Origin of the sequence: Cellulomonas palmilytica, assembly GCF_021590045.1 — a bacterium.
Taxonomy (GTDB): domain Bacteria; phylum Actinomycetota; class Actinomycetes; order Actinomycetales; family Cellulomonadaceae; genus Cellulomonas; species Cellulomonas palmilytica.
Window position 1 is genome coordinate 3,781,931 of sequence record NZ_CP062221.1, and the last position, 22,562, is coordinate 3,804,492.

At 74.5% G+C, this 22,562-nt stretch carries 18 protein-coding genes; 15 read left to right on the top strand and 3 right to left on the bottom strand.

What is annotated here, in order from left to right:
• The first annotated feature begins 173 nt into the window (after window positions 1–173).
• Window positions 174–1,019: an HAD family hydrolase gene (locus F1D97_RS17140; protein WP_236121676.1), complete on the top strand. Its 846-nt coding sequence runs from the start codon at window positions 174–176 to the stop codon at window positions 1,017–1,019.
• A 552-nt stretch (window positions 1,020–1,571) separates the two neighbouring features.
• Here the strand turns inward: F1D97_RS17140 and F1D97_RS17145 are convergent.
• Entirely contained in the window at window positions 1,572–2,447 is an 876-nt protein-coding gene (locus F1D97_RS17145; protein ID WP_236121677.1) for a Fic family protein, read from the bottom strand.
• A gap of 104 nt (window positions 2,448–2,551) precedes the next feature.
• On the opposite strand from F1D97_RS17145, the gene F1D97_RS17150 reads away from it, so the two are divergent.
• A complete protein-coding gene (locus F1D97_RS17150; protein ID WP_236121678.1) occupies window positions 2,552–3,949 on the top strand; it encodes an NAD-dependent malic enzyme in 1,398 nt (465 codons plus the stop codon).
• 22 nt (window positions 3,950–3,971) lie between these two features.
• On the opposite strand, the gene F1D97_RS17155 is transcribed toward F1D97_RS17150, so the two are convergent.
• Window positions 3,972–5,099, bottom strand: coding sequence for an NADH:flavin oxidoreductase/NADH oxidase (locus F1D97_RS17155; protein ID WP_236121679.1), 1,128 nt, complete (start codon window positions 5,097–5,099; stop codon window positions 3,972–3,974).
• Window positions 5,100–5,190: 91 nt separating this feature from the next.
• Here F1D97_RS17155 and F1D97_RS17160 point away from each other — a divergent pair, with 91 nt between their 5' ends.
• The 10 genes from F1D97_RS17160 to F1D97_RS17205 all read left to right on the top strand — a co-directional run bounded on the left by F1D97_RS17160 (window position 5,191) and on the right by F1D97_RS17205 (window position 16,432).
• Window positions 5,191–6,087, top strand: a complete 897-nt coding sequence (locus F1D97_RS17160; protein ID WP_236121680.1) for a formate/nitrite transporter family protein — start codon at window positions 5,191–5,193, stop codon at window positions 6,085–6,087.
• A gap of 48 nt (window positions 6,088–6,135) precedes the next feature.
• A complete protein-coding gene (locus F1D97_RS17165) occupies window positions 6,136–6,987 on the top strand; it encodes a hypothetical protein (RefSeq protein WP_236121681.1) in 852 nt (283 codons plus the stop codon).
• 133 nt (window positions 6,988–7,120) lie between these two features.
• A complete protein-coding gene (acs, locus tag F1D97_RS17170; RefSeq protein WP_236121682.1) occupies window positions 7,121–9,133 on the top strand; it encodes an acetate--CoA ligase in 2,013 nt (670 codons plus the stop codon).
• 257 nt (window positions 9,134–9,390) lie between these two features.
• Window positions 9,391–10,797 (top strand): cellulase family glycosylhydrolase, encoded by a 1,407-nt coding sequence (locus F1D97_RS17175; RefSeq protein ID WP_236121683.1) that lies wholly within the window; start codon window positions 9,391–9,393, stop codon window positions 10,795–10,797.
• Window positions 10,798–10,914: 117 nt separating this feature from the next.
• Window positions 10,915–11,214 carry a hypothetical protein gene (locus F1D97_RS17180; RefSeq protein WP_236121684.1) on the top strand — a complete coding sequence of 100 codons (300 nt, stop codon included), beginning with the start codon at window positions 10,915–10,917 and terminating at the stop codon, window positions 11,212–11,214.
• Window positions 11,215–11,487: 273 nt separating this feature from the next.
• Window positions 11,488–11,646: a hypothetical protein gene (locus tag F1D97_RS17185; protein WP_236121685.1), complete on the top strand. Its 159-nt coding sequence runs from the start codon at window positions 11,488–11,490 to the stop codon at window positions 11,644–11,646.
• 232 nt (window positions 11,647–11,878) lie between these two features.
• On the top strand, window positions 11,879–13,252 hold the full coding sequence (locus tag F1D97_RS17190; RefSeq protein WP_236121686.1) for an NtaA/DmoA family FMN-dependent monooxygenase: 1,374 nt from the start codon (window positions 11,879–11,881) through the stop codon (window positions 13,250–13,252).
• Between the two features lie 26 nt (window positions 13,253–13,278).
• Window positions 13,279–14,451, top strand: coding sequence for an ABC transporter substrate-binding protein (locus F1D97_RS17195; RefSeq protein WP_236121687.1), 1,173 nt, complete (start codon window positions 13,279–13,281; stop codon window positions 14,449–14,451).
• On the top strand, window positions 14,448–15,620 hold the full coding sequence (locus F1D97_RS17200) for a FecCD family ABC transporter permease (RefSeq protein WP_236121688.1): 1,173 nt from the start codon (window positions 14,448–14,450) through the stop codon (window positions 15,618–15,620). The genes F1D97_RS17195 and F1D97_RS17200 overlap by 4 nt, the downstream gene beginning before the upstream one ends.
• Window positions 15,617–16,432: an ABC transporter ATP-binding protein gene (locus F1D97_RS17205; RefSeq protein WP_236121689.1), complete on the top strand. Its 816-nt coding sequence runs from the start codon at window positions 15,617–15,619 to the stop codon at window positions 16,430–16,432. Before F1D97_RS17200 ends, F1D97_RS17205 begins: the two co-directional genes overlap by 4 nt.
• Before the next feature lie 76 nt (window positions 16,433–16,508).
• On the opposite strand, the gene F1D97_RS17210 is transcribed toward F1D97_RS17205, so the two are convergent.
• A complete protein-coding gene (locus F1D97_RS17210) occupies window positions 16,509–18,176 on the bottom strand; it encodes an NAD(P)-binding domain-containing protein (RefSeq protein WP_317618912.1) in 1,668 nt (555 codons plus the stop codon).
• Window positions 18,177–18,355: 179 nt separating this feature from the next.
• Here F1D97_RS17210 and mshD point away from each other — a divergent pair, with 179 nt between their 5' ends.
• The 3 genes from mshD to F1D97_RS17225 are packed head-to-tail and all read left to right on the top strand — an operon-like array spanning window position 18,356 to window position 22,538.
• Window positions 18,356–19,333, top strand: coding sequence for a mycothiol synthase (gene mshD, locus F1D97_RS17215; protein WP_236121690.1), 978 nt, complete (start codon window positions 18,356–18,358; stop codon window positions 19,331–19,333).
• Window positions 19,330–21,570 (top strand): RNA degradosome polyphosphate kinase, encoded by a 2,241-nt coding sequence (locus F1D97_RS17220; protein ID WP_236121691.1) that lies wholly within the window; start codon window positions 19,330–19,332, stop codon window positions 21,568–21,570. Before mshD ends, F1D97_RS17220 begins: the two co-directional genes overlap by 4 nt.
• Window positions 21,567–22,538 carry an NUDIX hydrolase gene (locus tag F1D97_RS17225; protein WP_236121692.1) on the top strand — a complete coding sequence of 324 codons (972 nt, stop codon included), beginning with the start codon at window positions 21,567–21,569 and terminating at the stop codon, window positions 22,536–22,538. The genes F1D97_RS17220 and F1D97_RS17225 overlap by 4 nt, the downstream gene beginning before the upstream one ends.
• The last annotated feature ends 24 nt before the right edge of the window (window positions 22,539–22,562 follow it).

A 22,562-nucleotide genomic window follows, 5' to 3' on the forward strand; every position in this document is an offset into this window, starting at 1 on the left:
GCACGCACGGAGGCCCGGTCCCGGCGACCTGGGGACGGACCGTGCGCGGCAGGGGGCTGGGGTCGGGTGGCGAGACCGTCCGTCTCACGGGCGAGGGCCCCGATCCGCGGGTGCGGTGTGGGCGCCGGTCGCTACGCTCGCGGGGTCGAACCCGTCCGACGAGAGGAGCGCGGATGTCCGAGGACGCCCCCGCGCGCCGCCACGCGCCCCGCCCGCGCCGTGCGGGCAGCGGGCCCCCGCGCTCCGCCGCGTTCTTCGACCTCGACAAGACGATCATCGCGACGTCGTCGGCGACCGCGTTCTCCCGCGGCTTCCTCGCCCAGGGCCTGCTCACGCGCCGCAACGTGCTGCGCACGGCCGTCGCGCAGTTCCTCTACCTCGTCGGCGGCGCGGACGCCGCGCAGACCGAGCGCCTGCGCGCGAGCCTGTCCCGCACGGTCACCGGCTGGCCCACCGACCAGGTGTCGCAGATCGTCGCCGAGACGCTGCACGAGGCGATCGACCCGACCGTGTACGCGGAGGCGGTGGACCTCATCGCGGAGCACCACGCGGCCGGGCGGGACGTCGTGATCGTGTCGGCGTCCGGCAGCGAGATCGTCGAGCCGATCGCGGCGATCCTGGGCGCGGACCACGTCGTCTCGACCCGCATGCAGGTGGTCGACGGCCGGTACACGGGCGAGATCGACTTCTACGCGTACGGCGAGAACAAGGCCGCGGCGATCCGCGAGCTCGCCGGGACGCACGGCTACGACCTCGCCGAGTGCTACGCGTACTCGGACTCGATCACCGACGCCCCGATGCTCGGCGTCGTCGGGCACGGGTTCGCCGTGAACCCGGACCGCGCGCTGCGCCGGCTCGCGGCCGAGAAGGGCTGGGGCGTGCTGACGTTCCGCCGCCCGGTGCCGCTGTTCGCGTTCGACCGCGAGGCGCAGGTCGCGAGCGCGGTCGTCGTCGGGACCGTGGTCGCGGGCCTGGTGGCCTGGTGGTGGTGGCGCCGCCGTCGCTCCGCCACGTCCTGAGCGGACCGTCGCGCCGAGCGACGGCGGGCCGACGACGACCGCCGGAGCGCGCCGCGTCCGAGTTGCCCCGTTCGCGAGGATCGGGGTCCGCATGGCGGACGCGAGTCTTGCCATCCGGCGCGCGATGCGGCGCTGACCTGCGACGACGCCCGCTCCACTACCGCGGCGCGGTGAACGGGCGTATCACAGTGAGCACAACTGCAGAGCCGCGAGGGCACCCACGCGCAGGTGTTGCCCACCTTCGGGCAGGTCGACCGGGCTGGTCCCGTAGCGAACCATACGAGTGCACGCATGATCACCCTCACGGCGGCAGGTACGACGGCGGCGTCCCCTCGGGGGCGCCGCCGTTCGTCGTCCCCGTTCGTCGTCCCCGTTCGTCGACTCGGCCGACCCGGCGGCCCTCGCCGGTCGCGCTTCTCTCGCGAGGTCGCGCATTCCTCGGTAGGTCGCGCAGAGGACCGCGCGACCTTCCGAGAGACGCACGACCAGACGAGCGACGCACGACGGCGGGCATCAGACCAGGGTCGGGGCGGTGGGGTCAGGGCGGTGGGGTCAGGGCGGTGGGGTCAGGCGGCCGGCCAGGACCGCGTCCGCGACCGTGCGGGCCTCGGCCGCCCCCGCGACGACCGCGTCCGCGTACGCGCCGAACCACGCCGCGACGCGCTCCACCTCGCCGGTGGCGTACCCGGCGACCGCCGCGACGTACTGCTGCGGCGCGGCGGCCCACACCACCTCGGGGAGGACGGAGCCGGTCGGGTCGAGCCCGCCGGTCGTCGCACAGGCGCGCGCGACGAGCCGCGCGACGAGCCCGTTGCCGGCGATGAAAGGACGCACCGCGAGCACCTCGGCATGCACGAGCGCGGCGACGACGAGCGCGGGCGCCTGGGTCGTGGCGAGGGTGCGTGCGAGCAGGTCGACGCGCGCGGCGACCTCGCGCCCGGTCAGGGCGGGGCCGAGCCCGCGCTGGTCGAGGGCGGGTTCGTCGTCGCGCAGCCGTCCGAGGTGCTCGACGGGCAGCCACCCGGCGCCGACGAGCGTGTGCGCGCGGGCGAGCAGCTGTGGCAGGGGCGGCAGCGACGCGGCCTGCTGCGCGCCGAGGTCGGGGACGAGCGCCTCGACGAGCGACGCGCCGCGCAGCGCCCCGACGAGCACGGCCTCGGCTCCCCCGCCGTCGGCGGCACGGTCGGTCGCACCGCCCGCGGCGAGGTCCGTCCCGCCGGTCGCGACCGACCGGACCAGCTCGATCGGGAACCGCGCGCCCTCCAGGGCGGCGCTGGCCTGCGCGGCGCGCAGCCCGGACTCGGCGCGCACCTCGCGCCACCGCCGACGGAACGCCTCGTGCCACCGCAGCTCGTCGCACGCCGTGCGTGCCCGTTCCACGGCCTCGGCCGTCAGAGCGACCCACCCGGCCAGCGCGTCCTGCGTCACCGCTCGAACCTACCGGCCCCGACGGCGCACCCGAGCACCCGAGCACCCGAGCACCCGAGGTGCCTCGCCGCGACGCGCGACCCGCACCGCGCCAGACTGGCGCCATGGCCGGGCCGAGCGTGTCGTCGTCCATCACCGCGCGCCTGCACGTGGCCGCCCGACCGACGGCGGTGAGCGAGCTGACCACCGCGATCGAGCAGGCGGGCGGCATCGTCACGGCGCTCGACGTGACGGCGTCGGGGCACGAGCAGATGCAGGTGGACGTCACGTGCGCGACGCTCGGCGAGGAGCACGCGCAGCAGATCATCGCCACGCTCGGGGCGCTCGACGGGGTCGGGGTGGACCGGGTCTCGGACCGGACGTTCCTGCTGCACCTGGGCGGCAAGCTGGAGATCACGTCGAAGGTGCCGCTGCGCAACCGCGACGACCTGTCGATGGCGTACACGCCGGGCGTCGCGCGCGTGTGCGAGGCGATCGCGGCCCGCCCGGAGGACGCGCGCCGCCTGACGATCAAGCGCAACACGATCGCGGTGGTCACGGACGGCACGGCGATCCTGGGGCTGGGCGACCTGGGGCCGCTCGCGGCGCTTCCGGTCATGGAGGGCAAGGCGGTGCTGTTCAAGCGGTTCGCGGGGATCGACGCGTTCCCGATCGCGCTGGACACCACGGACGTCGACCTGATCGTCGAGACGGTGTGCGCGATCGCGCCGGTGTTCGCGGGCATCAACCTGGAGGACATCAGCGCGCCGCGCTGCTTCGAGGTGGAGCGGCGGCTGCGCGACCGCCTGGACATCCCGGTGTTCCACGACGACCAGCACGGCACCGCGATCGTCGTGGTGGCGGCGCTGACGAACGCGTTGCAGGTGGTCGGCAAGCGCATCGGGGACGTGCGGATCGTGCTCTCGGGCGCGGGCGCGGCGGGCACGGCGGTGCTCAAGCTGCTGCTCGCCGCGGGCGCGGTCGACGTCGTGGTCGCGGACATCGAGGGCGTCGTGCACGTGGACCGCCCGGGCCTGACGCCGCAGCTGCGGTGGACCGCGGGGGCGACGAACCCGCGCGGCGTCACGGGCACGATCAGCGACGCGCTCGTCGGCGCGGACGTGTTCATCGGGGTCTCGGCGCCGGACGTGATCACGGGACACGACGTGTCGCGCATGGCCCGCGACGCGATCGTGTTCGCGCTCGCGAACCCGCGCCCGGAGGTCGACCCCGACGACGCCGCGCAGTACGCCGCGGTCGTCGGGACGGGCCGCTCGGACTTCGCGAACCAGATCAACAACGTGCTCGCGTTCCCGGGGGTGTTCCGCGGCCTGCTCGACGCGCAGGGTCACCGCATCACGGACGCGATGCTGCTCGCGGCGGCGGGTGCGCTCGCGGCGGTCGTCGGACCGGACGAGCTCAACCCGACGTACATCGTCCCGAGCGTGTTCCACCCGGAGGTCACGACGCGCGTCGCGGCGGCCGTCGCGGCGGCGGTCACCGGCTCGCCCGAGGGCGCGTGACGCCGGGACGACGAGCGCGCGGTCAGCGGAACGCGCCGCGCGCGTACTGCGGCTGGTAGCCGGTCGCGGTCACCGCGTCGAGCGGCACCGTCGCGCCGTGGTCGTCGCCGGCCGGCAGCGAGTCGAGCCGGACCCCGAGCTCGTGCGCGGCGCGCAGGGGCCACGACGGGTCGCGCAGCGCCGCGCGGCCGAGCAGCACGGCGTCCGCGTCGCCGCCCGCGAGCACCTTCTCCGCGAGCCGCGGCTCGTCGAGCACGCCCACGGCCGCGACCGGCAGCCCGGAGACCTCGCGCACGCGGCGCGCGAACGGCACCTGGTAGCCGGGCTCCACGGGGATCGACGCGAGCGCGTTGCCGCCCGACGACACGTCGACGAGGTCCACGCCGCGCGCGGCCAGGGTCCGCGCGACGGACGCGACGTCGTCGACCGTGAGCCCGCCGGGCGTCCAGTCGGTCGCCGAGACGCGCACCAGCAGCGGCCGGTCGTCGGGCCACACGGCCCGCACCGCGTCGACGGTCTCGACGAGCAGGCGCGCGCGGTTCTCGAGCGACCCGCCCCACGCGTCGTCGCGCGTGTTGGACAGCGGCGACAGGAACTGGTGCAGCAGGTACCCGTGCGCGGCGTGCACCTCGACGACGTCGAAGCCCGCCGCCACGGCCCGGCGCGCGGCGGCGGCGAACGCCGCGGGCACGGCCGCGACCTCGTCGGCCGTCATCGCCGCGGGTGCCGCGAGACCGTCGAACGCGAGCGCGGACGGCCCGAGCGTCCGCCACCCGCCCTCGGGCACCGGCACCGAGCCCGACCCCGGCGCGAACGGCCGGTACGTCGACGCCTTGCGGCCCGCGTGCGCGAGCTGCACGCCGATGCGCGTGCCGCGCGCGTGCACGAAGTCCGTGACGCGCCGCCACGCCACCGCGTGCTCGTCGGACCACAGACCCGCGTCCTGCGGCGAGATCCGCCCCTCGGGGACGACCGCGCTCGCCTCGGTGAGCAGCAGGCCGAACCCGCCCGCGGCGCGCGCACCGAGGTGCACCAGGTGCCAGTCGTCGGGGAACCCGTCGCGCGACGAGTACTGGCACATGGGCGCGAGCCACGCCCGGTTCGTGAACGTCGTGCCGCGCAGCGTGAGAGGGGTGAACAGGTGGGTCACGCGCGCGACCGTACGACGCGCGCGCCCCCGCGACGACCCGGTCGGCCTTTCGTCCCACGAGGCGGACGGCCGCCCTTGCGACCCTGGTCGGGTGCTGAGCATCGAGGAGGCCGTCGAGACGCAGGTCGAGGCCGCGCACCACAAGGTCCAGCTCCTGCGCACGCCGTGGCTCTTCCTCGTGCGCACCATGCTCGCGGGCGCCTACATCGGCATCGGCGTCGTGATCATGGTCGAGGCCGGCGGTCCGCTCGTCGCGGCCGCCAACCCGTTCGCGCCGCTCGTGCAGGGCATGGTGTTCGGCGTCGCACTGACGATCGTCGTCGTCGCGGGCGGCGAGCTGGCGACCTCCGCGATGATGATGCTCACGCAGGGCGCGATGCGCCGGCGCATCACCTGGGGCATGGGCGGGCTCACGCTGCTCGCGGTGCTCGCGGGCAACCTGGTCGGCTCGATGCTGTTCGCGGGCCTCGTGCACCTGTCGGGCGTCACCGCACCCGAGACCGCCGCGGGCCAGCAGATCGCGCGCATGGTCGTGCACAAGGCGCACGAGACCAACGCGCAGCTGCTCGTGCGCGGCATCCTGTGCAACCTGCTCGTCTGCCTCGCGGTGTGGTGCGCGACGCGCCTGCGCAGCGAGGCCGCGAAGATCGCCGCGATCTTCGCGTGCGTCATGGTCTTCATCACCTCCGGCTTCGAGCACGTCGTCGCGAACATGACGACGATGTCGCTCGGACTCATGGGCGGCCTGCCGGGTGCGACCGCCGGCGAGTTCGCGCGCAACGTGCTGTTCGTCGGGCTGGGCAACACCATCGGCGGCGCGCTGCTCGTCGGGGCCGCGTACGCGTACCGCGCGACGCCGCGTGTGGCCGAGCCGGGGTTCGTCGCGACGACGAGGGCGCCCGCACCGCTGCCCGTCGCCGAGCCCGCCGACACGCCGGACGGCTCGCCCGCCCGGGCTGCGCAGGGCCAGGAGCCCGCCCTACGGTGATCGCGGTGGCGGTGCAGCCCGGCACCGCCTCGACCCGGGAGAGCCGCGATGAGCACCTCTGACGACGAGCGTCGTCCCGACCACACCGGCCCCGACGACCAGCCGACGGCGCCGCAGCAGCCCACGACGGCGCTGCCCACGACCGAGCCCGGTCTCGACACCGGCCGCCACGCCGCCGTCCGACCCGCGCCCGTGGCGCCGCCGCCCGCCCGCACGAGCGCACGGCCGGTCCCGGCCGACGCCGGTGCGACCCCGGCGCCCGAGGAGGGCACCCGCGTCCTGCCCGCGGCCGGCGCTCCCACCGCTGCTCAGCCCGCCGCCACCGCTCCCACCGCTGCTCAGCCCACCGCGACCACTCCCGGTGCGCCCGCGACCGCCGCCGAGCCCGGGGCCACGTCGCCGGACCTGTTCCCCGACGCGCACGCGCCCGCGCGCACGACGGTCGGCACGCACGTGCTCGGCGCGGTCGTCGGGCTGGTGCTCGCGCCGCTCGCGGCGGGGGTGCTGCTGCTCGGGCAGTCGCGCATCCTCGCGGTGCAGGTCGCCGGCTGGGACGCGTCGCTGGACTGGTCGGGCGTCGTGCTCGTCGCGCTCGGACTGCTGGCGCTCGGCTGGGTCGCGGTCCTCGCGGCCTGGACGCCCGCCGCCCCGTACACCGGCGGGGCGATCCTGACGGTCCTCGGCGCGGTGGCGCTCGTGTCTCCGGACGTGGTGCGCACGCAGGTGCTGCGCGTCGTGGACGGGAGCGAGTGGCGATCGACGGCCGTCGAGGTGACGGTCGCGGGCACGTCCGGCACGTTGCTCGTCGCCGGGTTCCTCGTGCTGCTCGCGGGCGTGGTCGCGACCGCGGCGCACCGCCGTGGCGTCCGGCTGGGCGCGTTCCGCGAACGTCACCGCTGACCGGCCGCTCCCGACGCGGCCGCACCACCCGGTGGACCAGGAACACGGGTGTACCGGGCACTTCGGGCCGCGACGTGACTAGAGTTCCCCAGCGGAGGGACTTTGGTCCCGCCCGACTCCGACACTCGCACCGATGTCGCTGCACCTGGAGGCCCGCGTGTCCGACCCGACCGCCGGCGGCCTGGAGAACCTGCTCTCCGAGGACCGTCGCTTCCCCCCGTCCGCCGAGTTCGCCGCGCAGGCGAACGCGAGCGCCGACCTGTACTCCTGGGCCAACGCCGATCGCCCCGCGTTCTGGGCGGAGCAGGCGCGCGAGCTGCTGACCTGGAGCACGCCGTTCGAGCAGGCGCTCGACTGGTCGGACGCACCCGTCGCGCGGTGGTTCGCCGACGGCCGGCTGAACGCCGCGTACAACGCGGTCGACCGGCACGTCGAGGCGGGCCGCGGGGACAAGGTCGCGCTGCACTTCGAGGGCGAGGGCGGCGACACGCGCACGCTCACGTACGCGGACCTGCAGCGCGAGGTGTCGAAGGCCGCGAACGCGCTCACCGCGCTCGGTGTGGGCACGGGCGACCGCGTCGCGGTGTATCTGCCGATGATCCCCGAGGCCGTCGTCACGATGCTCGCGTGCGCGCGCATCGGCGCGCCCCACTCCGTGGTGTTCGGCGGTTTCTCCGCGGAGGCGCTGCACAGCCGGATCCTCGACGCGGAGGCCAAGCTCGTCGTGACCGCGGACGGCGGGTTCCGCCGCGGTGCGCCGTCCGCGCTCAAGCCCGCGGTCGACGAGGCGCTCGCGAAGGGCGCGCCCACGGTCGAGCACGTGCTCGTGGTCAAGCGCACCGAGCAGCCCGTCGAGTGGACCGAGGGTCGCGACGTCTGGTGGTCCGACGTCGTCGACACCGCGTCCGACGAGCACACGCCCGTGGACGTCGAGGCCGAGCACCCGCTGTTCATCCTGTACACGTCCGGGACGACGGGGAAGCCCAAGGGCATCTTCCACACCACGGGCGGCTACCTCACGCAGGCGGCGTACACGCACCTCAACGTGTTCGACCTCAAGCCCGAGACGGACGTCTACTGGTGCACGGCCGACATCGGCTGGATCACCGGGCACACGTACGTGGTCTACGGGCCGCTGGTGAACGGTGCCACGCAGCTCATCTACGAGGGCACGCCGGACACGCCGCACCGCGGCCGCTGGTGGGAGCTCATCCAGAAGTACGGCGTGACGATCCTGTACACCGCCCCCACCGCGATCCGCACGTGCATGAAGTGGGGCGAGGAGATCCCCGGGCAGTTCGACCTGTCGTCGCTGCGCGTCCTCGGGTCCGTGGGCGAGCCCATCAACCCCGAGGCGTGGATGTGGTACCGCCGCGTGATCGGCGGCGACAAGGCGCCGATCGTCGACACGTGGTGGCAGACGGAGACGGGCGCGATCATGATCAGCCCGCTCCCGGGCGTCACCGAGACCAAGCCGGGCTCGGCGCAGGTCCCGCTGCCGGGCATCGCCGCGGACGTCGTCGACGACGAGGCGCACTCGGTGCCCGACGGGGCGGGCGGGTACCTCGTGCTCACGGAGCCGTGGCCGTCGATGCTGCGCGGCATCTGGGGCGACCGCGAGCGCTACGTCGACACGTACTGGTCCCGTTTCCAGGGCCTGTACTTCGCGGGCGACGGCGCGAAGAAGGACGAGGACGGCGACATCTGGCTGCTGGGCCGCGTCGACGACGTCATGAACGTCTCGGGCCACCGCCTGTCGACCACGGAGATCGAGTCCGCGCTGGTCTCGCACCCGTGGGTCGCGGAGGCCGCGGTGGTCGGCGCGACCGACGAGACGACCGGCCAGGCGGTGGTCGCGTTCGTCATCCTGCGCGGCGACTCCGACGCGTCGAGCCTGCCGGCCGACGAGGTGCAGACGACGCTGCGCAACCACGTCGGCAAGGAGATCGGCCCGATCGCGAAGCCGCGCCAGGTGCTCGTCGTCGCGGAGCTGCCCAAGACGCGCTCGGGCAAGATCATGCGCCGCCTGCTGCGTGACGTGGCCGAGCACCGGCAGGTCGGCGACGCGACGACCCTCGCGGACTCGTCGGTGATGGACCTCATCGCCCAGGGCCTGTCCACCCCGGCGGCCTCCTCGGAGGACTGAGACCCACGGCGCACGGCCCGGTCGCCGCTCGGCGGCCGGGCCGTCGTCATGCCGCGGGCACGGCGACTGCGCGCCCGTGGACCGGCCCGAACCGTTTCGGAGAGTCGTCGGGGTCCGTGCGGGCTGGTTGGGTGTCCGCGTGCCCGCCTCGGCGGGTACTCAGCCAACCCATCGGTCACGACGCCGTGACCACGGACAACAGTGGATCTTCGGAGACCCCACAGCCCAGTCGCCGAGGCTCAGGAAAGAGGATTTCCATGAGGTCTCGACCCCTGCTCGCCGGCGCCGCCGCGGCCGCCCTGGTCGCCGCGCTGGGAGCGACAGCCCTGGCCACGTCGGCGAACGCCGCCACGCCGCCCGGACTCCACGTCTCCGGCACGAGCCTGGTGGAGAAGGACGGCACGCCGTTCGTCGCACGCGGCGTGAGCCACGCGCACACCTGGTACACCTCGCAGACGCCCACCGCGATCCCCGCGATCCGCGCGGCGGGCGCGAACGCGCTGCGCGTCGTCCTGTCGGGCGGCGACCGGTGGACCAAGAACGACGCGGCGGACGTCGCGAACATCATCAGCCTGTGCAAGGCGAACAAGCTCATCTGCATGCTCGAGAACCACGACACCACGGGGTACGGCGAGCAGAGCGGTGCGGTCACGCTCGACACCGCCGCGAACTACTGGGTGAGCATCAAGTCCGCGCTCGTGGGCCAGGAGGACTACGTCCAGATCAACATCGGCAACGAGCCGTACGGCAACAACGCCACGGCGAACGCCACCTGGGCCGCGGACTCGGTCGCCGCGATCAAGAAGCTGCGCAACGCGGGCCTGCACCACAACATCGTGATCGACGCCCCGTCGTGGGGTCAGGACTGGGCGGGCATCATGCGCGACAACGCCCAGACCGTCGCCGCGGGCGACCCGGACGGCAACATCCTGTTCTCGGTCCACATGTACGGCGTCTACAACAACGCGTCGACGATCAAGACGTACCTCGACGCGTTCAAGACGAAGGGCCTGCCGCTCGTCATCGGCGAGTTCGGCGACATGCACTCCGACGGCGACCCCGACGAGGACACGATCATGTCCGAGGCCGCCGCGCGCGGCATCGGGTACTACGGCTGGTCCTGGTCGGGAAACGGTGGCGGCGTCGAGTACCTCGACATGGTCACGGGCTTCAACCCGGCGCAGAAGTCGTCCTGGGGCAAGCGGATCTTCGACGGTGCGAACGGCATCAAGGCCACGGCCGTGACGGCGAAGATCTTCGGCGGCGGGACCGACCCGACCGAGGAGCCGACCGAGGAGCCCACCGAGGAGCCGACAGAGGAGCCCACAGAGGAGCCGACGGAGGAGCCGACCGAGGAACCGACGACGACGCCCGGCGGGACGTGCACCGCGACGCTGAAGATCGTCGGCAGCTGGCCGGGCGGCTTCCAGGGCTCGGTCACGGTCAAGGCGGGCCCCTCCGCGATCTCGGCGTGGTCGACGTCGTTCACGCTGTCCGGCGCGACCGTCGCGCAGGGCTGGAGCGGGACGTTCTCGGGCACCAGCGCCGTGACGGTGAAGAACGCGCCGTGGAACGGCTCGCTCGCACCGGGCCAGACGGCCGAGTACGGGTTCATCGGCTCGGGCCCCGCGCCGACGACGCCGCCCCCGGTGGTCTGCTCCTGAGCACCGCCTGATCACGACGAAGGCCCGGACCCGCGTGGTCCGGGCCTTCGTCGTCCCCAGGTGCGGACGCGCGTCCCGCAGGGCGAGCGGCACGCACCGTCCGGCAGGATGCGGCGCATGCCCAGGCCCACGAACCTCACCGTCGACGGCCGGGTCGTCGCTGTCCTCACCGCGACCGGCGGGGACTTCCCGTGGCAGCACGGGACGTACGAACCGGGGCCGGACGTGGCGCTGGTCGCGTCGGCGTTCGTCGACCTGCCCGACGGGCGGCGGGACCTCGACCTCGACCGGCTGGCCGCCGCGGGGCACGACCTGGGGTCCGTGCGGCTCGACGACGGCGACCACCTGCACGCGCTCGTCGTCGCTCCCGACGGGTCCGCGGCGTGGCGGTCCGGGTTCGAGCCGCTGGAGCCGTGACGTGCTCGTGAGCGCGTCGGGCGTGGGACGGCTCGTCTTGCAGGGCGAGACGGCACGACGAAGCCGTTGACCCTCCCCCGGCACCCTCCTACGTTCACGCCGATCGCTCCGTCGTCAGTCCCGGCTGGCGGAGCCGCCGCAGCCGCACCGGCTCGGCGAACCGGGAGCAGGGGCCACGGCCTCGCTGCACGACCCCCTGAAGGGGTGAGTCATGATCCAGGCGCTCGCACCTCTCGCCCACCGGCCGGCCCGCCGCACCCCGTGTCCCCCGGCGTGTCCGTCGGCGCGCTGTCGCTGAGCCCGTCGTCGCAACGTCGGCGCATCACCGACCTCGTCGCCGCCGGCCTCGTCGTCACCGGCCTCGTCGCCGCCGGCCTCGTCGTCACCGGCCTCGTCGTCACCGGCCTCGTCGTCGCCGACCCGGTGGGCTGACCCGACCGTCGCCGCGCTGCCGCTGACCTCGTCGTCGGCGCGCGCCGCTGACCGGCGTCACCGACCCGCCGCCGCGCCCGCGGCAGACCCGGCACTGCCCGGCTCGCTGCCGTTCCTCCCGCCCGCACCGCGCTGCCACGGCAGCGCGTTCACCGGCGGCCACCCTCGCACGCCCGGAGAGCCGCACCCCCGGGCGCGACCTCGCACACCGTCACGCACCCCGGAGACCCGCATGTCCATCGACAGCACCACCCGCCCGCACACCGCCCGCACGGCAGCGCGTGCCGGCTCAGCCCGGCCGGCGCCACGCCGACGGCTCCTGCTCGGGCTGCTCGGCGGCACGTCCGGCGGGCGGACGCAGTGGCTCAGCGACGGCGCGCGCCGCGACGACGTCGTCGACATCGACCGCTACGCACGCCAGGCGCAGGTCGCCGAGGCGGCGTTCTTCGACGCGTACTTCCTCGCCGACGGCCTGGGCTTCGACCCGACGCACGCGCAGGGCCAGCCGGCGGGCGGCCTCGAGCCCCTGACGACGCTCTCGGCACTCGCACCGCGCACCACGCACATCGGCCTGGTCGCGACCGCGTCGACGAGCTTCAACCACCCGTACAACCTCGCGCGGCGCATCGCGTCGATCGACCACATCAGCCGCGGCCGCGCGGGCTGGAACGTGGTGACGTCGTCGGGCGGCGAGGCGAACTTCGGCTGGGACGCGCTCCCGCCGCAGGAGGAGCGCTACCGGCGCGCGGCGGAGTTCGTCGACGTGGTGGACGCGCTGTGGCGCAGCTGGGAGCCCGACGCGGTGGTGTTCGACCGCAGCCGCCAGGTGTACGCCGACCCGGACAAGATCCACCGCATCGGCTTCGCGGGCGACTACTTCCGGGTCGAGGGGCCGATGAACATCCAGCGCCCGCCGCAGGGCCGGCCGGTGCTGTTCCAGGCGGGCTCCTCGGCGTCCGGCAAGGAGTTCGGCGCGCGGTACGGCGAGGTGGTCTACACCGCGCAGCAGCACCTCGACGAGGCGCTCGCGTTCCGCGCGGACCTGCTCGCGGCCGCGGAGGCGCACGGGCGCGGCCCGCACGCGCTGCGCGTGCTGCCGGGGCTGAGCGCGGTCATCGGGGACACCCCCGAGCAGGCGCGCGAGCTCGACCACGCGATCACCGACGGGCTCGACTGGGAGTTCGGGCGCCGCAGCCTCGCCGCCGCGCTCGGCGGTGCGGACCTGTCGGGCCTCGAGCTCGACGAGCGCATCCCGCCCGAGCGCCTGCCGGACCCGTCCGCGCTCGGGCGGCGCCAGTCGCGGCCCGCGATCTTCCGCAGATACGCGCTGCAGCCCGGCACGACGCTGCGCGACACGATCCGGTACGCGGCGCGCGCGGCGGGCCACGGGACGTTGCGCGGCACGCCCCGGCAGGTCGCCGACCACGTCCTCGACTGGTTCGAGCGCGGCGCGGCCGACGGGTTCATCGTCATGCCGCCCGCGTACCCGGACGCGCTGACGGACTTCACGACGAAGGTCGTGCCGCTGCTGCAGGAGGCCGGCGTCGTGCAGGACTCCTACGGCGAGGGCACCCTGCGCCACCGCCTCGACCTCGGCCTCGACTGACCCACCCGCACACCCTGGAGACCCACATGACACCCCGTACCCGCAGGACGCTCGCCGCGCTGAGCGCGCTCGTCGTCCTCCTCCTGGCCGCCTGCTCGGGCAGCGCCGACGCGGCGAGCCCCGCCTCGTCGTCGAACGGCGCGGCGACGAGCGCCCCCGTGAAGCGCACGACGACCACCGTGACCGACGAGACCGGCCGCAAGGTCGAGCTCGACCTGCCCGTCGCGAGCGTCGCGTCCGGGCTCGGCGGCAACCAGTACATCCTCGAGCTCATCCGCGCGGTCGGTGACCCGAGCCGCGTCGTCGCCGCGACCGAGAGCCAGATCAACACGCCCGGCTGGGCGGGCTACTGGGACGACTTCGCGTTCTACGACGAGACGTCGCCCGTGTTCGTCGCGGGCGAGACCGGCTCGTTCAACTACGACAAGCTCATCGAGCTCAAGCCCGACGTGCTGCTCACGGGTTCGAACAGCCCGTGGCAGGAGGCCGAGGCGAAGCTCGAGCCGTTCGGCATCAAGGTCCTGGTGTTCACCGCGTGGGAGCCGCGGTTCTCCGAGCACAACATCGAGCTGCTCGGTCAGCTGTTCGGCACGCAGGACCGCGCCGAGGACTACACCGCCTCGCTCACGGGCGAGATCGAGGCCCTGCTGGCCGAGCGCCTCGCGGGCCTGAAGGAGGAGGACAAGGTCCGCGTCTACTTCGAGGGCCAGAAGGACTACGTCGCGGGCATCCCCGGCGGCTGGGACTGGGTCATCCGGTACGCCGGCGGCGCGAACATCTACTCGGACATCATCATCAACGGCGGCCTGGGCTGGAACCAGATCGACGTGGACCCGGCGGACATCGTGTCCCGCAACCCTGAGTTCATCATCAAGAACGGCGTGGCCGACAAGCCGCAGGGCTTGTACGAGCCCTGGACGCGCGAGGAGTTCGAGGCCACCGCGCAGTCCCTGGTCTCGCGGCCCGGGTTCGACCACATCGACGCGGTGAAGAACGGCCGCGTGTGGATCACGAACAACTACCTCACGTCCGCGGCGTCCAAGTGGGTCGGCGCGCTGTACCTCGCGACGTGGCTCTACCCGGAGCGGTTCGAGGGCGTCGACCCCGAGTCGTACTTCCAGGCGTGGGTCACGCAGTATCAGCAGTCCGAGTACCACCCGGCCGCGGACTACATCCACCACGCCGGGGAGGCGTCGTGACGGACGTCCTCGACCGTCCGACGAGCCCGTCGTCGGACCCCGCGAACGGCACGGGCGACCCCACGCCCGACCAGGCCCGGGCGCGCCGCCCGCTGCGCGAGCGCGTGCGCAGCCGCACGCTCGTGCACACCGACCGAGGCCGCGCGCTCGTCATCGGAGTCGGCACCGTCGTCGTGCTGCTCGTCGCCGTGGTCGCCCTGACCGTCGGCGGCGCGGGCATCGGGCTGGGCGACGCGCTCACCGCGCTCGGCCGCAAGGCGACGGGCACCGTCCCCGCCGACCCGGACGGGCAGCGCATCCTGCTGCAGGTGTGGGACCTGCGCGTCCCGCGCGTGCTGCTCGCGCTGCTCGCGGGCGCCGCGCTCGCGGTGGCCGGCGTGCTGTTCCAGGGCCTGCTGCGCAACCCGCTCGTCAGCCCGTACACGCTGGGCATCGCGCCGGCCGCCGCGTTCGGCGCGGCGTTCGCGATCCTGTTCGTCGGCCCGCGGGACCTGGGGTCGAGCGGCGGCGTGGGCTGGGTCGTCGTCGGGGCCCTCACCGTGGCGCTGCTCAGCTCGGTGCTCGTGCTGCTGCTCGGCGCGGTCAAGCGCGGCGACCCGGCCACGCTCATCCTGCTCGGCATCGCGGTCACGCAGTTCTTCACCGCCGCGACCTCTGCGCTGCAGTACACCGCCGACCAGGAGACCCTCGCGCTCATCATCCAGTGGACGTGGGGGTCGGTGAACGGCGCCGAGTGGTTCCAGGTGGGGGTCGTCGCGCTGCTCGTCGCGATCGTGTTCCCGCTGGTGCAGCGCCAGGCGGGCAACGTCAACGCGATCGCGTTCGCGGGGGACGACGCGGCCACGAGCCTCGGCGTCCCGGTCGCCCGGGTGCGCCTCGGGCTCATCTTCACGGCCGTCGTCATCACCGCGGTGACGATCGCGTTCACCGGGATCATCGGGTTCGTCGGCCTCGTCGGGCCGCACATCGCCCGGCTCCTCATCGGCGGCAACCACCGGTTCCTGCTGCCGTTCTCGATGCTGACGGGCGGCCTGCTGCTCGTCGTCGCCGACTCCGTGGGACGCGTGGCGCTCGAGCCCGCCGTCATGCCGGTCGGCATCGTCGACGCCCTCGTCGGGGCGCCGATCTTCCTGTACCTCATCCTCGCCCGACGGAGGGCCGCCGCATGACGCTCGAGATCGAGGACCTGCACTTCTCCTACGGCAGGCGGACCGTGCTGCACGGCGTCGACCTGCACGCGCGCCGCGGCGAGCTGCTCGGCCTGCTGGGGCCCAACGGCTCCGGCAAGTCGACGCTCATCAAGTCCGTCGCCCGCATCCACCGCCCCACGTCAGGCCGGCTGCGGTGGGACGGCACGGTCGACCTCCCCCGCCTGTCGCGGCGCCAGCTCGCGCGGCTGGTGGCGTACGTGCCGCAGGCCATCGACGTGTCGTTCGACCTGGACGTGCGCGAGGCGGTCGTCCTGGGCCGCACACCGTACTTCGGGGCGCGGCCCTCGGCGGAGGACTGGCGGCAGGTGGACCGCGCGATCGCGCTGCTCGGTCTGGAGGACCTCGTCGGGCGGCAGGTGTCGCGCCTGTCCGGCGGGCAGGCGCAGCGTGTGCTCATCGCGCGGTCCGTCGCTCAGCAGCCGAGCATCCTGCTGCTCGACGAGCCGACGAGCGCGCTCGACATCCGCTACCAGCTGCAGACGCTGCAGCTCGCGCGCCGCATCGCGCGCACGGAGGGCGTCGCGGCGGTCATCGCGATCCACGACCTCAACCAGGCCGCGCGGTTCTGCGACTCGATCGCGCTGCTGCGCGCGGGCCGGGTCGTGGCGCACGGCAGCCCGGCGGACGTCCTGACGGCGGAGCGCGTCGAGGACGTGTACGGCATCCGGGCGGAGGTCACGGGCCGGGACGGGGTGGTGCAGGTGCACCCGCTCGTCGACGACGAGGACGGCGAGGCCGCTCCGGTGCGCGAGGCGCAGCTCGTCGCGTGAGACGCGGTCCGCGGGGGCCCGCGTGGTCCCCGCGGACGGCTGTCGTCCCCGCTCCCGACGGTGCGCGGGGCCGGTGTCAGCGCAGCGCGAGGTGCCCGAGCAGGTCCCGCACGGCGTCGCGCCCGGCGCGGTTCGCACCGATCGTCGACGCCGACGGCCCGTACCCGACGAGGTGCACGCGCGGGTCCGCCGCGACGCGCGTGCCGTCCATGACGATCCCGCCCCGCTCGCCGCGCAGGCGCAGGGACGCGAGGTGGTCGAGCGCGGGCCGGTATCCGGTGGCCCACACGATCGTCCGGGCGGCGACGTGCGCGTCCCCGCCGACCCACGCGCCGAGCGCCGGCAGGACCCCGTCCACCTGCTCGCCCGCGGGCACGGGCGGCGGCACCGGGTCGTCCCACACGACGCCGTCGGCGACGATCCGGCTGAACGCGGGCCGCGCGCGCAGCACGCCCGAGGCGATGCCCGCGCGGTACGCGTCGGTGAGCGGCAGCCCCGTGACGGACACGATCGACCCGGGCGGCAGGCCCGCGCGCGTGCGCTCCGCGACGAGCGCGACCGCGGCCCGCCCGAGCTCGGGCGTGAGCTGCCCGTCGCGCCACGTCGGCGGGCGGCGCGTCACCCACGTCGTCGTCGTGACGTCCGCGAGCGCGAGCAGCAGCTGCGCGGCCGAGGTCCCGCCGCCGACCACGACGACGTGCCCGTCCGCGAGGTCGGCGGGGTCGAGCACGTCGCGCGAGTGCAGCTGGCGGCCGCGGAACGCCGCACGCCCCGGGTACGTCGGCCAGAACGGCTTGCGCCACGTGCCCGACGCGTTGACGAGGCCCCGCGCGCGCCAGACGACCTCCACGTCGGGCTCGTCGACGAGGTGCGACGTCACGACGAGCCGGCGTCCGGCCGCGGGCGCCTCGTCGGCGGGTTCCTCCTCGACGCGCGTCACGGCGACCGGACGCTGCACGTGCAGGCCGAACGCCTCCTCGTACTGCGAGAAGTAGTAGGGCACGGCCTTCGCGGCGCTCTCGGTGGGGTCCGGCACGAGCAGCGGCATGCCCGGCAGGTCGTGCACGCCGTGCGCGTCGGCCACGCGCATGCCCGGCGGGCGGTGCTGCCACGCGCCCCCGGGCGCGGGCGCGTCGTCGAGCACGACGAACGTCGCCTCGGCGTCCTGCCAGCCGCGGTCGCCCACGGGCACGAGCCCGGCCTTGTGCAGGTGGTACGCGGCCGACAGGCCCGCCTGCCCGGCACCGATCACGACGACGTCGACGTCGACGACCGGGCGAGGGGGCGTGCTGCTCGCGGCGGCGCGGCGCGAGCGCCGCGTCGAGCGGGACGGCTGCGGCACGACGGGCGCACCGGAGGGCCCGGCACCGGGCGCCGCGGCCACCTCGGTGTCGACCGGCTCGACGGGGGACCTGTCCCGCTCCGCCTGCTCGGCCGCGGCGGACGCCGCGCGCAGGCTGCGTCGCGTCACGCGACGCGTCCCGGACGGGTTCGTCGCGACGGACGCGTCCGACGACCCGGACGACCGGTGGCGGGTCGGGTCGTCGGTCGGGCCGTCGGTCGGGTCGCGGGTCGGGTCGTGGGTCAGGTCGTCGGTCGGCTCGTCGGCCGTCGGCGCCGAGGAGGGCAGGGTCCTGGTCGGCGAGGCGTTCTCCCAGGTCGGGATGCCCGTGGGCGCGGTTGCTGCGGGCACCGGGTCGCGGTCCCGTCCGCTCACGCGAGAGAGGTCGGGGCTGAGGTCCATGATCGGTCCAACGTACGTCACGACGGGGCGGTGCCACAGAGGGTTCCGCTCGGTTCGGCGGGGTTCGGCCCGACCTCGTGACCGGGGCTGTGACGCAACCGTTGCGCAGCCGCAGGCCACGGGTCGCTCTGACGGGTGACCTGGTGCCCATCGCGCGTCTCGCGTGGTGGGATGGGTGGATGGTCGAGCCGACGAAGGCGCGCGTCGCGGTCGCCGCGTGCCCCGCACCCCTCGAGCCGGCGACCGCCGAGGCCGTCCGCGTCCTGGCGGCCTCCGCCGCGTCGCACGACGAGGTCGCGCCGCTCTCGGAGCAGCCGCTGCTGTCGCTCGAGTCCGACGAGGCGCCCGTCGTGCACCTCGTCGCGACCACCGACGACGGCGCCGTGGTCGGCTACGCGCAGGTCGACGTCGGCAGCACGACGACCGCGCGCGCCGAGCTCGTCGTGCACCCCGGGCACCGCCGCGCCGGCCTGGGCCGCAGCCTGCTCGACGCGGCCCGCGCGACCGCGGGCGAGGCACCCCGCCGCGCGCTGCACGTGTGGGCGCACGGCGACCTCCCGGCGGCGCGCGCCCTCGCCGGCGCGACCGGCATGCACGTCGTGCGCGAGCTGTGGCAGATGCGCCTCGAGCTCGCGCACCGCCCGCAGGCGCCCGACCGCCCGCTGCCGCCCGGCGTGCAGGTGCGCCGGTTCGTCCCCGGGCAGGACGAGGAGGCGTGGCGGCGGGTCAACTCGCGCGCGTTCGCGCACCACCCCGAGCAGGGCCGCATGACGAGCGCGGACCTGCGCGCACGGGAGGCCGAGCCGTGGTTCGACCCCGCGGGCTTCCTGCTCGCGGAGCGCGACGGCAAGCTGCTCGGCTCGGTGTGGACCAAGGTGCACCCGGCCGGCGAGCACGGCCCGGAGCCCGTCGGGGAGATCTACGTCGTCGGCGTCGACCCCGATGCCCAGGGCCTCGGCCTGGGCGGCGCGCTGACGGACCTCGGCCTCACCCACCTGACGGTCGCCGGGCTGCGCGAGGTCATCCTCTACACCGAGGCCGCGAACGAGGTCGCGATCCGCACGTACCGCCGCGCGGGGTTCACGCGGTCGGCCGTCGACGTGATGTTCGGCGACGACACGCCGCGTTCACCCGGGGATGCCACGATGGGCGCATGACCGACGCGACCGCTCTCGACTCCGAGCTCGAGGCCCGCATCGCCGAGCACCTCGCACGCGCCGAGGAGACGGACCGGGAGACCGAGACCACCCCGCTGCCCGACGACCGCTTCCTCGACCGCGAGCTGTCGTGGCTCGCGTTCAACCAGCGCGTCCTGGAGCTCGCGGAGGACACGGACCTGCCGCTGCTCGAACGCGTGCGGTTCCTGGCGATCTTCGCGTCGAACCTCGACGAGTTCTTCATGGTCCGCGTCGCGGGCCTCAAGCGCCGCATCGCGACCGGCATCGCGATGACCGCGGCGTCGGGCCTCTCCCCGCGCCAGGTGCTCGAGGCGATCAGCGAGAAGGCGCACGAGCTCATGGACCGGCACGCGCGCGTGTTCGCGGACCAGGTGCAGCCCGCGCTCGCGGCCGAGGGCATCACGCTCGTGCGCTGGCAGGACCTCGGGGACTCCGAGCAGGACCGGCTGCGCAAGTTCTTCCGTCGGCAGATCTTCCCGGTGCTGACGCCGCTCGCGGTGGACCCGGCGCACCCGTTCCCGTACATCTCGGGGCTCTCGCTCAACCTCGCGGTCGTCGTCGTGAACCCCACCACGGGCAAGGAGCACTTCGCGCGCGTCAAGGTCCCGCCGCTGCTGCCGCGGTTCATCGCGGTCGACGCGTCGGGCCGCCCGAGCGCGCCCGACGAGCAGTCCGCGACCGTCGAGAAGGGCCCGACGAGCTTCGTGCCCGTCGAGGACGTCATCTCCGAGCACCTCGAGCACCTGTTCCCCGGCATGGAGGTGCGCGAGCACCACACGTTCCGCGTGACCCGCAACGAGGACGTGGAGGTCGAGGAGGACGACGCCGAGAACCTCCTCAAGGCCATGGAGAAGGAGCTCCTGCGCCGACGGTTCGGCCCGCCCGTGCGCCTCGAGCTCGCGGAGGGCATCAGCCCGCGCATCCGCACGCTCCTGGTCCGCGAGCTCGGCATGGCCGAGGACGAGGTGTACGAGCTGCCCGCGCCGCTCGACCAGACCGGCCTCAACGTCATCGCCGACCTCGACCGCGCCGAGCTGCAGTTCCCGCGCTTCGTCCCGACGACGCACCGCCAGCTCGCCGAGGTCGAGTCCGCGACGCCGACCGACGTGTTCGCCAAGATCCGCGAGCGCGACATCCTGCTGCACCACCCGTACGACTCGTTCTCGACGAGCGTGCAGACGTTCCTCGAGCAGGCCGCGGCGGACCCGAACGTGCTCGCGATCAAGCAGACGCTGTACCGCACCTCGGGCGACTCGCCGATCGTCGACGCCCTGATCGACGCGGCCGAGGCCGGCAAGCAGGTCCTCGCGCTGGTCGAGATCAAGGCCCGGTTCGACGAGCAGAACAACATCTCCTGGGCGCGCAAGCTCGAGCAGGCGGGCGTGCACGTCGTGTACGGCATCGTCGGGCTCAAGACGCACTGCAAGCTCTCGCTCGTCGTGCGCCAGGAGGCCGACGGCCTGCGGCGCTACAGCCACGTCGGGACGGGCAACTACCACCCGAAGACCGCACGCCTCTACACCGACCTGGGCCTGCTGACCGCCGACCCCGAGGTCGGGCAGGACCTCACGCGTCTGTTCAACCAGCTCTCGGGCTACGCCCCGAAGAGCCGGTTCCACCGCCTGCTCGTCGCGCCGCGCTCGGTGCGCAGCGGCCTGGTGGAACGCATCGAGCGCGAGGCCGCCGCCGCGCGGGCCGGGCAGCCCGCGTGGATCAAGATCAAGGTCAACTCGATGGTCGACGAGACCACGATCGACGCGTTGTACCGCGCGAGCCAGGCGGGCGTGCCCGTCGACCTCGTGGTGCGCGGCATCTGCGCGCTGCGCCCGGGCGTGCCGGGCCTGAGCGAGACGATCCGCGTGCGCTCGATCCTCGGGCGGTTCCTCGAGCACTCGCGCATCTTCGCGTTCGCGCACTCGACCCCCGCCGACGACGACGGCTTCACCGGCCCCGAGGTGCTGATCGGCTCGGCCGACCTCATGCACCGCAACCTCGACCGGCGCGTCGAGGCGCTCGTGCGCGTCGCCGACCCCGACCAGGTGGCCGAGCTCGTCGACCTGATCGACGAGTCCGTCGCGGGCACGACGTCCGCGTGGCACCTCGAGACCGACGGGTCGTGGCGGCGTCAGGCGCACGCCGAGGACGGCTCGCCGCTCGTCGACCTGCAGTCGGCCCTCATCACGCGCCAGCGGCGGCGCCCGGGCTCGGGCCGGTGACCCGACCGGCCCACGCGGCCGCCGTGGAGGCGGCCGGTGCCCTCGTCTGGCGCGTGCGCACCGGGCGGCTGCAGGTCGCGCTCGTGCACCGGCCCCGCTACCGGGACTGGTCGTGGCCCAAGGGCAAGCTCGACCCGGGCGAGACGGTGGTCGAGGCCGCGTGGCGCGAGGTCGCCGAGGAGACCGGCCACGACGTGGTGCTGGGCGTCCCGCTGCCGCCCCTCGAGTACGCGCTGTCCGACGGTCGGCTCAAGCGCGTGCACTACTGGGCCGCGCAGGTCGCGGGCCGCCAGGACGCGGCCGCGCTGCGGGCCCGCCCGCCCGTCCCGCGTGCGTCGCGCGACGAGATCGACCAGGTGCGCTGGTACGACGTCGAGGCCGCCGCGGCCCGGCTCACCCGCGCCGCCGACCGCGCGCCGCTCGTCGCGCTCGTCGAGGAGCACGCCAAGGGCCGCCTGGACACGCGCGCGCTCGTCGTCGCGCGGCACGGCACCGCACGCTCCCGCACGGCCTGGCACGGCGACGAGGCGACGCGACCGCTCACGCCCGGCGGGCGCCGCCAGGCCACCGCCCTGGTACCCGTGGTCTCCGCGTTCGGCGCCGCGCGCGTCGTCACGAGCCCGTGGCAGCGGTGCGTCGCGACCGCGCAGCCGTACGCGTCGCACGCGCAGCTGCCGATCGAGCACGTCCCCGCGCTGACCGAGCACGGCCACGCCGTCGACCCGGGCTCGGCCGTCGAGGTCGTCACCGACCTGCTGCACCGCGCGCAGGACGCGCTGCTGTGCACGCACCGGCCCGTGCTGCCCACGGTGCTCGAGACGCTCGCGGCGCACGCCCGCCGCCACGTGCGCGAGGCCCTGCCGCCGGCCGACCCCTACCTGCGTCCGGGGCAGGTCCTCGTCGCGCACGTCGCGCAACGCGCGACCGGCCCCCGCGTCGTCGCCGTCGAGTCCCACCGACCTGTGTGACGTGCCGCACCCGGCGCCGGTCCC

What these genes read in the sequence shown, in the direction of transcription:
- F1D97_RS17210 (WP_317618912.1), bottom strand. Translation starts at nt 18,176, where the DNA reads ATGGACCTCAGCCCCGACCTCTCTCGCGTGAGCGGACGGGACCGCGAC.
- F1D97_RS17180 (WP_236121684.1), top strand. Translation starts at nt 10,915, where the DNA reads ATGCCCAGGCCCACGAACCTCACCGTCGACGGCCGGGTCGTCGCTGTC.
- F1D97_RS17175 (WP_236121683.1), top strand. Translation starts at nt 9,391, where the DNA reads ATGAGGTCTCGACCCCTGCTCGCCGGCGCCGCCGCGGCCGCCCTGGTC.
- F1D97_RS17205 (WP_236121689.1), top strand. Translation starts at nt 15,617, where the DNA reads ATGACGCTCGAGATCGAGGACCTGCACTTCTCCTACGGCAGGCGGACC.
- F1D97_RS17165 (WP_236121681.1), top strand. Translation starts at nt 6,136, where the DNA reads ATGAGCACCTCTGACGACGAGCGTCGTCCCGACCACACCGGCCCCGAC.
- acs (WP_236121682.1), top strand. Translation starts at nt 7,121, where the DNA reads ATGTCGCTGCACCTGGAGGCCCGCGTGTCCGACCCGACCGCCGGCGGC.
- F1D97_RS17195 (WP_236121687.1), top strand. Translation starts at nt 13,279, where the DNA reads ATGACACCCCGTACCCGCAGGACGCTCGCCGCGCTGAGCGCGCTCGTC.
- F1D97_RS17220 (WP_236121691.1), top strand. Translation starts at nt 19,330, where the DNA reads ATGACCGACGCGACCGCTCTCGACTCCGAGCTCGAGGCCCGCATCGCC.
- F1D97_RS17190 (WP_236121686.1), top strand. Translation starts at nt 11,879, where the DNA reads ATGTCCATCGACAGCACCACCCGCCCGCACACCGCCCGCACGGCAGCG.
- mshD (WP_236121690.1), top strand. Translation starts at nt 18,356, where the DNA reads ATGGTCGAGCCGACGAAGGCGCGCGTCGCGGTCGCCGCGTGCCCCGCA.
- F1D97_RS17150 (WP_236121678.1), top strand. Translation starts at nt 2,552, where the DNA reads ATGGCCGGGCCGAGCGTGTCGTCGTCCATCACCGCGCGCCTGCACGTG.
- F1D97_RS17140 (WP_236121676.1), top strand. Translation starts at nt 174, where the DNA reads ATGTCCGAGGACGCCCCCGCGCGCCGCCACGCGCCCCGCCCGCGCCGT.